This is a genomic window from Streptomyces musisoli (genome assembly GCF_016741855.1).
GTDB lineage: Bacteria > Actinomycetota > Actinomycetes > Streptomycetales > Streptomycetaceae > Streptomyces > Streptomyces musisoli.
Genome location: NZ_JAERRH010000002.1, coordinates 738716 through 751285, shown reverse-complemented (window position 1 = coordinate 751285; position 12570 = coordinate 738716). Strand labels below are relative to the sequence as shown.

Genomic DNA, 12570 nt, shown 5'->3' with positions numbered 1-12570 from the left:
CTAGCACCCGCGGTTTGGAATCATGCCGGGCTCGCGCGGTCCGATCAAAACGAAAGACCCTAGAGGGCGAAGTAGCTCTTGTTCGATGCGAAGGCGTCGCTTGCCGCCTGGAGGAGCATCGGGTCCGAGGCCCTCTCCTTCTCGCACAGACGCTCCACGTGCGCCTCGAACTCCGTGACCACCTCGGCGGATGCACGTCTGGCTTCCATCTCGCCGCTGGAGTCCTCGTAGTTGTTGCGCTCCACCTGTAGGAGGGAGCGCACCGCCTCTCGGCGCATCGCGTCGTCGTCGCTGGCCAACCACTGGGAGCAGGGCATCGCTCCGTAGTAGGGGCCTTCGGCGGCGTCGGTGCCCTTGGGGTTGAAGCCGATGGCGAGACCCATGGCCAGCGCGACCGCGATCACGGTTGCGGCGGCGGCTGTGAACCTGGCTCTGGTCACTGGATTCCCTCCCCCAGGACGCCGGTCCCCGGCCGGCGCCGCATTGAAACATCGTAGGCGGTCCGCGTGCCTCGTCACTCACATGCGTCCCCGCACGGATTCGACGGAGCGTGCCCGTCAGGACGCCCGACACGCCGCGTGCCGCTCGCGGCCGTGTCGTCCGGGAGGAAGGCGCCGAGCCCCCCGTGGGGCGGCGACACCCGGCATCGGCTGGGCCGACTGCACTCAGAGCAGGCCCCGGACGGCTGACTCGGCTTCCGGGGTGCACCGCATTGTCAGTGCCCCCTGCGACCGTGGGCACATGACGCCCACCACGATGGAAGCCGCTCCCGACGCGCTGGTCGCGGCGCTGCGCAGGCCGGTGTGGAACACCCTCGCTGCGCGGGCCGAAGACATCCGCCGCTCGCTGCCCCCGCGTCCCGAGACGGCCGCGGAACGCTTCGCCTGGCTGCGGTCACTCGATCCCGAACAGGCGCGCCGTGCGGCCCTCCTGGACCACTTGGACGCCCTGTGCGGGCACCTCGACGGACACCCCGCTCCCGGGTGCGCCGCCGACGACCCGATGCCGGACGCGGCTCTGGAGGAGGCCGAGGGATTCAACCGGCAGCTCACAGCTCTTATCGCCGCCTACCGTGCCGTACGGCAGGGCACATGACGCGAGTACTTCGCCCCCCTGGGCGCAACCGGAACACGGGCCCCGGAACCCGACTGTGACGACCGCGCCGGACTGGCCGTCGCCCCACCGGCGACGGGCGTCACGGCTCCGTGACGGCACCACGGGCGTCACGGCTCCGTGAGCGCGACGGGCGTCACGGCTCCGCGACGGCGTCCGGGGAGGCGGCGGCCTGTACGAGGTTCTGCTCCAGGCGTTCCAGAGTGAGCAGGGCCGCGGCGCGCTCCTCGTCCGAGAGGCCGGCCGTCGAGATGTCCTCGAGCTGACTCCAGACCCGCTCGACCTCGCGGCGCAGAGCATGGCTCGCCGCCGTGGGTTCGATGAGCGAGGCGCGTTTGTCGGTGGGATCGGGCCGGCGGCGGACGAAGCCGGCCTGTTCCAGGCGCCGGACGGTCCGGGTCATGGTGGCGGCGTCGGAGTCCAGCAGACGCACCAGGTCGGCCTGCCGCCGGGCGCCGAGTTCCCACAGGTGCATCATGACCAGCTCCTGGCCCGGATGCAGGCCGATACGGCGCAGCAGCTGTCCCGCGAACATGCGGTGCAGGCGGGCCAGGCGGAAGATCGCATGGCTGATCGGACCGCTGCCGGCCGCGGTCGGCACGGGCACGGTGGCCTGCTGCCCCGGCCCCACGGGACCCTCCGCGGCTTCCGGTGTGTCCTGTGCCATTTCTTCCTCTCGCTTCCCTGTCCGGACAACTTGACCCTACCTCCCGGTAGGCGATCCGACAGGCCGTCCACGCTTCGGCGGCGACACGACCAGCCAGCCAGCCAGCGAGTGATGCGCTTCACACCCCGCCTCAGGAATGCTCTCGCTGCATTTACCTGTTCGGACAGGTGATTTACTTGTTCGGACAGGTAAACGTGGCGCCGGGCCACACGGGCCCCGGCCGCAGAGCAGCACTCATCCCGAGGAAGAGACCATGACCACTGCATTCGACCCGATCGAGCTGAGCGGCAAGCACCTGGCCAACCGCGTCGTCATGGCGCCGATGACCCGCAGCCGCGCCTACGGGCCCGGCGCGGAGCCGACCGAGCTGATGGCGACGTACTACGCGCAGCGCGCGAGCGCCGGGCTGATCGTCACCGAGGGCATACAGCCGTCCGCCGTCGGACAGGGCTACCCCGACACCCCCGGCCTGCACACGCCCGGCCAGGTCCGGGCATGGCGGCCGGTGACCGATGCCGTGCACCGTGCGGGTGGCGTGATCTTCGCGCAGCTGATGCACACCGGCCGGGTCGGCCACCCGAGCCTGCTCCCCGACGGTCTGGTGCCGGTGGGACCGTCGGCGGTGGCCGCCAAGGGCCAGGTCTTCACCCACGAGGGGCCGAAGGACTTCGTGACCCCCAAGGAACTGAGCGAGGCGGACATCCGGCAGACGATCGCCGACTTCGCCACCGCGGCCCGCAACGCCGTGGAGGCCGGGTTCGACGGCGTGGAGCTGCACGGTGCCAACGGCTACCTGATCCATCAGTTCCTCGCCCCCGGCACCAACCAGCGCACCGACGCGTGGGGCGGCGGCACCGAGGGCCGGATCCGCTTCGCCGTCGAGGTCGTCACGGCCGTGGCCGAGGCGATCGGCGGCCACCGGGTCGGTCTGCGGATCTCGCCCGGAAACCCCTACAACGACATCGCCGAGGACAACCCGGGCGAGGTCTACTCCGCCCTGCTGGACCGGCTCGCCGGCCAGGGGCTCGCCTACCTGCACCTGCTGGAAGGGCCGGACCGCGACCTGACCGCGTCGCTGCGCAAGGCCTGGCCCGGCACGTTCCTCCTCAACCCGTTCACCCACCCCGATGCCACCGGCCCCGACGCGCTGAAGCTGATCGAGGACGGCACCGCCGACATGGTGGCCTACGGGGCGCTGTTCCTGGCCAACCCCGACCTGCCCCGGCGCCTCGCTTCCGGCGGTCCGTTCAACACCCCGGACCCGTCCACCTTCTACGGCGGCGACCACCGCGGCTACACCGACTACCCCGCCCTCACCTCCTGAGCGGCGAGGACGCCGGCAGGACCGCACAGTGGGTCAGAGCGCGTGCGGTCCCCCTCTCCGTGGGAGTCGATGACGCCCAAAGCGATCACTTTCTCCGAGTACGGCACTCCTGAGGTGCTGCGGCTGTCGGAGGTCACCGCACCGGCGCCGGGCACGGCCTGAGCATCCCCTGTGTCCCCCGGCTCAGGCCGGGTGCCACAGAGCCGGCACCGCCGGGGGCTCCCAGCCCGGCTGGGCCGTGTGCGGCTGGACGCAGACGTACGCGAGGTCCGCGTAGGTGACCCAGTCTCCCGCCCGGTACGCGGCGCCCACGGTCCAGGTGGTTCCGGGCGGGGTGGGGCCGGGCCCGGGACCCGGGTCCTGGGGAACGTCGAGGACGAAGTCGAATGCCGCCTGCCGGCCCCCGTTCGCGTCACGAACGGTCATCAGCAGCCGTGGGTCGAAGATCGTGTCGGTGTTGTTGCGGGGCTCGTTCGGGAAATACAGCTGTGTGGTCAGGACGGGCCGGCCGGGAGCCTGCACCTTGACGTGGAGGTGCCGCGTGCGCCCCGGATAGAGGCCCGGCACGATCGTGGTGAGCGCGTAGGAGCCGCGGGAGTCGGTGTACTGGTGTCCCCGCAGCCGGAACCCGGTGTTGTCGTACCCGCCGTTGGCGTCGGCCTGCCAGAAGTCCATCAGGACCCCCGTCAGGGGACGGCAGGCCCGGCCGAAGACGTAGCCGGTCACGGTGAGCCGGGTGCCGGGCAGTCCTGGCTCCAGCAGGCTGGTGCGCTCAGGCGAGTTGGGCTTGAAGTAGGGGCCTTCCATCTGCTCCGGGGTGGGATCGTCACCGTCGTCGCACGGCGGGGTGAGCCGGGGCGCCGTGCCGCCGGTGGCAAGGTCGCGGGCGAGGGCGGGGCCGGCGGCCAGGGCGACGGGGGCCGCGACGGTGGCCGCGAGCGCCGCGCGCAGCACCGTCTTGCGGCGGACGAGCCGTGGAGACCTCGGCTCGCCCGCCGCCCCCTCGCCGTCCGGGCCCGTGCCGTTCCTGCCTGCGCCGTGCGTACCTGCGCCGTGCGTACCTGCTCCGTCGTCCATGTCTCCTCCTGGGGGCGGGTGGGCCGGGACGGATCCGATGGGGCGCGGCTCCGTCCCGGGGCGGGTCGTCCGCGGGCGGATCCGTCGTGGGGGCGGATCCGTTGCGCGGGGCGGAACGGATGCGGGGCGTAGCCCCTGCGGGGGCGGAACCGTTGCGGGTCGGAACCGTTGCGGGTCGGATCGGGAACGAACCTAGGCGGGCGTCGGCGGCGCTTCGAGGGACTCATGTGGGCGGCTGTGGTGTTTTCGGAAGTCGCCGGGGCTGCTGCCGGTCTCCCGCCGGAAGAACCGGCTGAAGTAGGCGGGGTCGGCGAATCCGGTGCGGGCGGCGACCTGCCGTACCGACAGCTGGGTGTGGGCGAGCAGCCGCTGTGCCTGGTACGCGCGCGCCTCGATCAGCAGCCGTCCGGGCGGGCGGCCGGTGGCGGTCCGCACCGCCTGCGTGAGGTAGTGGGGCGTGACGCCCAGCCGGTCGGCGCACTCGCGTACGGACCAGCCGGCCGCCTCGGGGCGGGAGATCAGCCGTGTGAAGGCCTCGGCCACGGCGGCCGGGCGCCCCTGGGCGCGCGGGTCGCGGCCGGTGCCGCCGGGGCCCGGCAGCCGGGAGGCGCGCACGACGAGGACATGGAGCAGGGAGCGCAGGACGCTCTCGTGCCCCGGGGCCCGCTGCCGGTGCTCGGCGACGAGTTCGGCCATCAGGTGCCGGACGGACCGGTCGTGTGCGGCGTCCAGCCCGAACCAGCACTGCTCGCCGAGCCTGCGCAGCACCTCGCGGTCGCCGGGGTGGTCCACCAGGAAGTCGTCGGTGAACAGCACGAGCGTGCCCTCCGGCCCCTGGCCGCCCTCCCAGTGGTGCACCTGGCCGGGCAGGACCACGGCCAGGTGCGGGGGGCGCAGCGGCCAGCGCGCGAGGTCGACGACGTGGGTGCCGGAACCGGCGCTGACGTGGACGATCTCGTAGAACGTGTGCCGGTGCGGCCGGTCCCACCGGGACAGCGGCCCCACCGCCTCGAAGGAGCCGGCGGCGAACGGGGCGGCGCCGGGCCCGGCGATCTCCAGCCGGTGCAGGGGTACGTCCCCGGGCGGAGGCGGAAGGGTGGGGGTTCCCGGTAGGACGGTGGTGCTGCGCATCGGCCGTGCTCCCCTCTCGACGGTCTGTCGGGTCACTCATCGGTACCCCACCGGCACCGATCAGGTACAGACCAACCCCTTGCCCCTCGCCCTCCGGCACCGCAAGCTCCCCTCATGGAGCTGGAGTTGCGGCATCTCAAGACCATTCGGACCATCGCGGAGGCGGGCAGCCTGACCAAGGCGGCGACGGCGCTCGGACTCGCGCAGCCCGCGCTCAGCGCACAGCTCAGGCGCATCGAACGCGCCCTGGGCGGGCCGCTGTTCGAGCGTGGACGGTACGGCGTGCGGGCCACCGCCCTCGGTGAGCTGGTCCTGGAGCGCACCCGGATCGTGCTGCCCGCGGTGAGCGAACTCCAGCGGGAGGCGGCCCGGTTCGCGCGCACACGGCGGGCCGGGGAGCGACTGCGGCTCGGCGGCACGCACGGGCCGCTGCTCGGCGCGCTGGTGGACCGGCTCGCGGACGCCGCTCCCGGCACCACCGTGACCACCCGCGCCTCCTGGTCGGAGCGGGAGCTGGCGGGGCTGCTGGCCGAGGGACGCCTGGACTTCGCGCTCGCCGGCGTCTGCGGCTCCGCTCCCCCGCCCGACACGCCGCACCTCGTCTGGGAGGAGATCGCCGTCGACCCCGTCTTCGTCATGCTCGCCGACGGCCATCCGCTCACCAGCGGGCGGGAGATCGACCTGGCCGCGCTCGCGGACGAGGAGTGGGCGTGCGTACCGGGAGACGGCTGTTTCGCGGACTGTTTCACCGCGGCCTGCGCCCGGGCCGGTTTCACGCCCCGCCGTATGTACGAGACGGACACCTCCTCGTGCGTCCACCTGGTGCAGGTGGGCCGGGCGGTGGGCCTGTGCAGGGCCACCTTCCCGCCGACGCCCGGGCTCACCACCCGCCCGCTCGCCGGGACACCGCTGGTGTGGCGGCACCTGCTGGGCTGGCTTCCGGCCGGTCAGCAGCCGGGCACCGCGGCGACAGTGCTGGCACAGGCCCGCGAGGCGCACGCGGGAGCGGCGGCGCGCGGCGACAGCTACGCGCGCTGGCTCTCCCTGCGCGGGGAACCGGACGCCGCGGCACACCGGCGTACCGACCGCGCGTCCTGAGGAGCCGGCCGCCGGCGCCCGGGGCGAGCCGGGCGCGTGCCATAACACGGGGGCAGGGGGTCGGCTGACGTCTTATCGGCAGCGGTGGGCTCTCCCTACGGTTTCGGCACTCCCACCGAATCCGAGGAGACCTCCCCATGCTCCAACGACACCTCAGAGCCGCGTGCGCCGCAGCCGCGGCGGCGGGTGCCCTGCTCGTGGCCGGGCTCAGCGGCTCCGCGAGCGCCCAGCCGTCCACCTCCCCCGCCCTGCCCACGGCGGCCGAGACCCTGCGCACCGCCGACACGTCCCCCGCCCTTCTCGGCGCGCTCCAGCGGGACCTCGGCCTGGACCGGCGGCAGGCGCAACGCCGCCTGGCCAACGAGGCCGAGGCGGGCTCCGTCGCGGGCCGGCTGCGGGCCGGGCTGGGCGAGGACTTCGCCGGCGCCTGGGTGCGCGGCGCGGAGTCGGACACCCTGACCGTGGCCACCACGGATCCGGCCGACGTGCCGGCGATCCGGGCGCGGGGTGCCGACGCGGTGGTCGTGGACCACTCCTTGGCCGAGCTGGACGCGGCCAAGGACCGCGTGGACCGCGCCGCCGCCCACCGCGTCACCACCGCCTCCCCGGTCTGGTACGTCGACGTGCGCAGCAACACGCTGGTGGTGCAGGCGATACGGGCGGACGCCGCACGCTCCCTGCTGGCGGCCGCGCGCGTCGACGCCTCCCTCGCCCGGATCGTGAAGTCGGCGGAACACCCGCGTCCGCTGTACGACCTGCGCGGCGGTGACGCGTACTACATCGACAACAGCAGCCGCTGCTCGATCGGCTTCCCGGTGACCCGGGGCACCCAGCAGGGCTTCGCCACGGCCGGCCACTGCGGGCGGGCGGGCAGCAGCACCACCGGTTCCAACCGGGTCGCGCAGGGCACCTTCCAGGCGTCGGTCTTCCCCGGCAACGACATGGCGTGGGTGGCGGCCGGCGCCAACTGGACCGCGACGCCCTACGTCAACGGCTCCGGCGTCCAGGTCGCGGGATCCGCGCAGGCCCCGGTGGGCTCCTCCGTGTGCCGCTCCGGCTCCACGACGGGCTGGCACTGCGGCACCGTGCAGCAGCTCAACACCAGCGTCACGTACCAGGAGGGCACCGTCACCGGCGTCACCCGCACCTCGGTGTGCGCCGAACCGGGCGACTCGGGCGGCTCGTTCATCTCGGGGAGCCAGGCGCAGGGAGTCACCTCGGGCGGGTCGGGCAACTGCACGAGCGGCGGGACGACGTTCTTCCAGCCGGTCAACCCGATCCTCCAGTCCTACGGCCTCACGCTGAAGACAACCGGGAGCGGCCCCGGCGATCCGGGGGACCCCGGTGACCCTGGCGATCCGGGCGGCACCTGGTCGGCCGGCACCGTCTACCAGGCGGGCGACACGGTGACGTACGGGGGTGCCTCCTACCGCTGTCTCCAGGGCCATCAGGCCCAGCCGGGCTGGGAGCCGCCGAACACCCCGGCACTGTGGCAGCGGGTGTGAGCCGCCGACCTGCCCACCACCCCGGGCCCGGGCGCTGACGACGGAGCGCCCGGTCCGCCTCCCGGCGTCGGGGCCGCGGACCGCGTCAGGCGCCCGTCGCCGCCGTCACGGTCAGGACGACCACGAGCACGACGGCATACGCGGCGGAGCGGACGCGGTCCGGGACCGGCCGGTGACCCGCCTCTGCACGGCTGTGGCGGGGCCCTCACACGGCGCCGGTCCCGCATGTGCGTGGGGCGTAACCGCGGACGCTCCTGACGTGTGACGGGCCGGAAATTCGATCTTCCTACGGTGCTGGTCACGGGGTTGCCGCCACCGGCGGACGGCCCCCGCCCGGAACAGCGCACACACCGCGGGGTGGAGATTCGGTGGCATCTGGCTCGGCGGACGGCAGTGTCCGCACGGTCTGCTCGTACTGCGGCGTCGGCTGCGGGATCGTGCTGGACGTGGCACGCGACCCCGTCGACGGCCGCCGCCGTGTCGCGAAGGCGTCCGGGGACAGGACGCACCCGGCCAACTTCGGCCGCCTGTGCACCAAAGGGGCGACGAGCGCGGACATGATGGCCGCGCCGGGACGGTTGGGGAAGGCTCTGGTGCGTGCCGAGCGGGGCGCCGCCGCGGCCGAGACGGATGTCGGCGAGGCCGTGGCGTCGGTCGCGGCCCGGCTCCGGGCGATCCTGGACGAGCACGGGCCGGACGCCCTGTCCTTCTACGTCTCGGGGCAGATGTCGCTGGAGGCGCAGTACCTGGCCAACAAGCTGGCCAAGGGCTTCGTGCGCACCAACCAGATCGAGTCGAACTCCCGGCTGTGCATGGCCTCGGCGGGCTCGGGATACAAACTGTCGCTGGGCGCGGACGGCCCGCCCGGCTCGTACCAGGACTTCGATCACGCGGACGTCTTCTTCGTCATCGGCGCGAACATGGCCGACTGCCACCCGATCCTGTTCCTGCGCATGATGGACCGCGTCAAGTCGGCCGGCGCGAAGCTGATCGTCGTCGATCCGCGCCGCACCGCCACCGCCGACAAGGCCGACCTCTTCCTCCGGATCAGGCCGGGCACCGACCTCGCCCTGCTGAACGGTCTGCTGCACCTGCTGGTCGCGGGCGGCCACACCGACGAGGAGTTCATCGCCGCCTTCACCGAGGGCTGGGAGGAGATGCCCGCCTTTCTCGCGGACTATCCGCCGGAGAAGGTCGCGGAGATCACCGGCATCCCCGAGAGCGACATCCGGCGGGCCGCGCGGTGGATCGGCGAGGCCGGTGAGTGGATGAGCTGCTGGACGATGGGCCTGAACCAGTCCACCCACGGCACCTGGAACACCAACGCCCTGGTCAATCTGCACCTCGCGACCGGCGCGCTGTGCCGGCCGGGATCCGGCCCGTTCTCGCTGACCGGCCAGCCCAATGCCATGGGCGGGCGCGAGATGGGGTACATGGGCCCGGGTCTGCCCGGCCAGCGGTCCGTGCTCGACGCCGACGAGCGTGCCTTCGTAGAGGAGTTGTGGGGCATCCCCGCGGGCTCACTGCGCACCGAGGTCGGTCGGGGCACCGTCGCGATGTTCGACCGGATGGGCACCGGTGACATCAAGGCGTGCTGGATCATCTGCACCAACCCGGTCGCCTCGGTCGCCAACCGCAGGACCGTCATCGCCGGCCTTGAGGCGGCCGAACTCGTGGTCACCCAGGACGTGTTCGCCGAGACCGAGACCAACGCGTACGCCGATGTCGTGCTGCCGGCGACGCTGTGGGCGGAGTCCGACGGCGTCATGGTCAACTCGGAGCGGAACCTCACCCTCGTCCCCGGGGTCGTCGACCCGCCCGGACAGGCGCTGCCCGACTGGCGGTTGATCGCCGAGGTGGCCTGCGCGATGGGCTTCGCCGAGGGCTTCACGTACGCCTCGGCCGAGGAGGTCTTCGAGGAACTCAAGCAGGCGTGGAACCCCAGGACGGGCTGGGATCTGCGCGGTGTCACGTACGAGCGGCTGCGCACCGCGCCGGTCCAGTGGCCGGCACCGGCCGCCGGAGCGGACCGCAACCCGGTCCGCTACCTCAACGACGGTGTCAGCCAGACGCTGCTGGAGCGCGAGGACGGCACCCGCCCCCGTCTGGCCTTCCCCACCGAGAGCGGACGTGCCCGGTTCTTCGCCCGCCCGCACCTGCCGGCGGCCGAACTCCCCGACGACGACTATCCGTTCGCCCTCAACACGGGACGCCTCCAGCACCAGTGGCACACCATGACCAAGACGGGCAAGGTCGCGAAGCTCTCGAAGCTCGCCCCCGGCCCGTTCGTGGAGGTCCATCCCGAGGACGCCGAGGCTCTCGGTGTCGTCGAGGGCGACCACCTGGAGGTCGCCTCGCGCCGCGGCCGTGCGGTACTGCCCGCCGTGGTCACCGACCGTGTCCGCCCCGGCACCTGCTTCGCCCCCTTCCACTGGAACGACCTGTTCGGCGAATACCTCAGCATCAACGCCGTCACCAACGACGCGGTCGATCCCGTCTCGTTCCAGCCCGAGTTCAAGGTCTGCGCCGTCGCCCTCGCCAGGACGGCCGCCCCCGTTCCGCCGGTCCGGGCGGGCGACCGGCCGGAGGCCACGCCCATGGCCGCTGCCCCCGTGCCCGTACCGGCAGCCGCGGCGGACTCCCCCGTCCACGCGCTCGCCACGCTGTTCGGCGTCGGCGACCTCGCCCCCGCGTCCCTGACCGAACCGGAGCGCCACTATCTGTCCGGCTACCTCTCCGGCCTCGCCCTGACCCCGCCCGACGGCTCCGTCCCCGTGCTGCCGCCGGGCGCGCCGTTCGACCCGGGTCGCGCCCTGTGGGTCGACGGCGTCCTCGCCGGCATGTTCTCCCGCACGACCGGCGAGCCGCCTGCCGGGGAGCCCGCGCGGACCGCCGCGCCCGCCGCCGGTCCCGCCGCGTCCACCCGCCGGCTCGTGGTCCTGTGGGCCTCCCAGACGGGTACCGCCGAGGAGTTCGCCGCCGGCGCCGCCGCACACCTCACGCAGGCGGGCCTGGCCCCCGAGGTGCTGCCCATGGCCGACGCGCACCCGGCCCGGCTCTCCGGCGACGCCGACGTACTCCTCGTGACCAGCACCTTCGGCGACGGCGAAGCGCCCGACAACGGCGCCGGTTTCTGGCAGGCGCTGTCCGCCCCGGACGCCCCGCGGCTGGATGGAGTCCGGTACGCGGTCCTCGCGTTCGGTGATTCCAGCTACGACGACTTCTGCGGGTACGGCCGCCGGCTCGACGAACGCTTCGCGGCACTCGGCGCCGGCCGGCTCGTAGCCCGCGCCGACTGCGAACCCGACTTCGAGGAGAGCGCCGGGCGGTGGCTCGACCAGGTGGTGGCCGCCCTCGCCACTGCCGGCGACCGGCGGTCCGAGCCCGTCGCCGCGGGGGCGGAGACGGACCTCCCCGCGTCCGCCTCCCCTGCCGTCACCGCCACGGCCGCCGCCGCTTCCCGGCCGGCCGGCTACACCAAGGCGTCACCGTTCGCGACCCTCCTCATCGGCAACCGGCTGCTGAGCCTGCCCGGTTCCCAGAAGGAGGTGCGGCAGTTCGCCCTGGACACCCGCGACGGCGAACTCGCCTACGACGCCGGGGACGCCCTCGGCGTGTGGCCCGCCAACGACGCCGGACTCGTCGCCGAGTGGCTCGCGCTCACCGGACTCGATGCCGGCGAACGCGTGGACCTGGGCGGCGGCGCGCCCCTCCCCCTCGAAGAGGCGCTGCGCACCCGCCTGGACATCTCCCGCATCACCACCGACCTGCTCCGGTTCGTGACGGAGCGAACCGGCAGCCACGACCTCAAGCGGCTGCTGCGGCCCGACAACAAGGACGCGCTCGCGCAGTGGAGCTGGGGCCGCCAGGCCGCCGACGTCGTCGCGGAGTTCCCGGTCCGCGCGTCGGCCGCGGAATGGGCCGGCGTGCTCCGGCGCCTCCAGCCCCGGCTGTACTCCATCTCCTCCAGCCCGCTCGCGCACCCCGGGGAGGTCCGTCTCACCGTCTCGGTCGTCCGCTACACCAACGACCTCGGCCGTGACCGCAAGGGCGTGTGCTCCACCTACCTCGCCGACCGCGCCGACGACGGTCCGGTGCAGGTCTTCGTGCAGCGCTCACCGCACTTCCGTCCGCCCGCCGACCCCGCCACCCCCATGATCATGGTCGGGCCCGGCACCGGAGTGGCCCCCTTCGTCGGCTTCCTCGAGGACCGCCGGGCCCGCGGCCACACCGGCCCCAACTGGCTGTTCTTCGGCGAGCAGCGCGAGGCCACCGACTTCTACTACCGCCAGGACCTGGAGGAGTTCCAGGCGTCCGGCCACCTCGACCGGCTCGACCTCGCCTTCTCCCGCGACCAGCGCAACAAGGTCTACGTCCAGGACCGGATGCGCGCAAGTGGCGCCCGCCTGTGGCAGTGGCTCCGAGGCGGCGCCCACTTCTACGTGTGCGGCGACGCGGGACGCATGGCCAAGGACGTCGACCAGGCACTCAAGGACGTCATCGCCACCCACGGGGGCATGGAACCCGAGGAGGCCGCCGGGTACGTCAGGCGCCTGGCCACGGACAAGCGGTACGTCCGCGACGTCTACTGACGGCACCGTCCGGCGGGCCGTGTCGCGATCGGCCCGATGATCACGGCGCGTACGCTCGTTCCC

9 protein-coding genes are annotated in these 12570 nt (G+C 73.3%); 5 read left to right on the top strand and 4 right to left on the bottom strand.

Annotated elements, in window-relative coordinates; all coding sequences use genetic code 11:
- Positions 1-59: 59 nt before the first annotated feature.
- Positions 60-440: a hypothetical protein gene (locus tag JK361_RS07070; RefSeq protein ID WP_201814781.1), complete on the bottom strand. Its 381-nt coding sequence runs from the start codon at positions 438-440 to the stop codon at positions 60-62.
- 301 nt (positions 441-741) lie between these two features.
- Here JK361_RS07070 and JK361_RS07065 point away from each other — a divergent pair, with 301 nt between their 5' ends.
- Positions 742-1095, top strand: a complete 354-nt coding sequence (locus JK361_RS07065; RefSeq protein WP_201814780.1) for a hypothetical protein — start codon at positions 742-744, stop codon at positions 1093-1095.
- A gap of 154 nt (positions 1096-1249) precedes the next feature.
- Here JK361_RS07065 and JK361_RS07060 read toward each other — a convergent pair whose 3' ends face one another.
- Entirely contained in the window at positions 1250-1780 is a 531-nt protein-coding gene (locus JK361_RS07060) for a MarR family winged helix-turn-helix transcriptional regulator (protein WP_201814779.1), read from the bottom strand.
- A gap of 253 nt (positions 1781-2033) precedes the next feature.
- Here JK361_RS07060 and JK361_RS07055 point away from each other — a divergent pair, with 253 nt between their 5' ends.
- Complete coding sequence (locus tag JK361_RS07055; protein WP_201814778.1) at positions 2034-3104, top strand: alkene reductase; 1071 nt, start codon at positions 2034-2036, stop codon at positions 3102-3104.
- Positions 3105-3287: 183 nt separating this feature from the next.
- Here JK361_RS07055 and JK361_RS07050 read toward each other — a convergent pair whose 3' ends face one another.
- On the bottom strand, positions 3288-4181 hold the full coding sequence (locus JK361_RS07050; protein ID WP_201814777.1) for a dioxygenase family protein: 894 nt from the start codon (positions 4179-4181) through the stop codon (positions 3288-3290).
- A 192-nt stretch (positions 4182-4373) separates the two neighbouring features.
- Positions 4374-5312 (bottom strand): helix-turn-helix domain-containing protein, encoded by a 939-nt coding sequence (locus JK361_RS07045; RefSeq protein WP_201814776.1) that lies wholly within the window; start codon positions 5310-5312, stop codon positions 4374-4376.
- A 114-nt stretch (positions 5313-5426) separates the two neighbouring features.
- Between JK361_RS07045 and JK361_RS07040 the strand changes: the two genes are divergently transcribed.
- The 3 genes from JK361_RS07040 to JK361_RS07030 all read left to right on the top strand — a co-directional run bounded on the left by JK361_RS07040 (position 5427) and on the right by JK361_RS07030 (position 12507).
- Complete coding sequence (locus JK361_RS07040) at positions 5427-6410, top strand: LysR family transcriptional regulator (RefSeq protein WP_201814775.1); 984 nt, start codon at positions 5427-5429, stop codon at positions 6408-6410.
- 137 nt (positions 6411-6547) lie between these two features.
- Positions 6548-7915: a carbohydrate-binding protein gene (locus JK361_RS07035; protein ID WP_201814774.1), complete on the top strand. Its 1368-nt coding sequence runs from the start codon at positions 6548-6550 to the stop codon at positions 7913-7915.
- A 368-nt stretch (positions 7916-8283) separates the two neighbouring features.
- Positions 8284-12507 carry a bifunctional nitrate reductase/sulfite reductase flavoprotein subunit alpha gene (locus tag JK361_RS07030; protein ID WP_201814773.1) on the top strand — a complete coding sequence of 1408 codons (4224 nt, stop codon included), beginning with the start codon at positions 8284-8286 and terminating at the stop codon, positions 12505-12507.
- Positions 12508-12570: the final 63 nt, after the last annotated feature.

Excerpts from the sequence above, each read along its gene's own strand:
- JK361_RS07055 (WP_201814778.1), top strand. The coding sequence starts at position 2,034 with ATGACCACTGCATTCGACCCGATCGAGCTGAGCGGCAAGCACCTGGCC.
- JK361_RS07045 (WP_201814776.1), bottom strand. The coding sequence starts at position 5,312 with ATGCGCAGCACCACCGTCCTACCGGGAACCCCCACCCTTCCGCCTCCG.
- JK361_RS07065 (WP_201814780.1), top strand. The coding sequence starts at position 742 with ATGACGCCCACCACGATGGAAGCCGCTCCCGACGCGCTGGTCGCGGCG.
- JK361_RS07040 (WP_201814775.1), top strand. The coding sequence starts at position 5,427 with ATGGAGCTGGAGTTGCGGCATCTCAAGACCATTCGGACCATCGCGGAG.
- JK361_RS07060 (WP_201814779.1), bottom strand. The coding sequence starts at position 1,780 with ATGGCACAGGACACACCGGAAGCCGCGGAGGGTCCCGTGGGGCCGGGG.
- JK361_RS07050 (WP_201814777.1), bottom strand. The coding sequence starts at position 4,181 with ATGGACGACGGAGCAGGTACGCACGGCGCAGGTACGCACGGCGCAGGC.
- JK361_RS07035 (WP_201814774.1), top strand. The coding sequence starts at position 6,548 with ATGCTCCAACGACACCTCAGAGCCGCGTGCGCCGCAGCCGCGGCGGCG.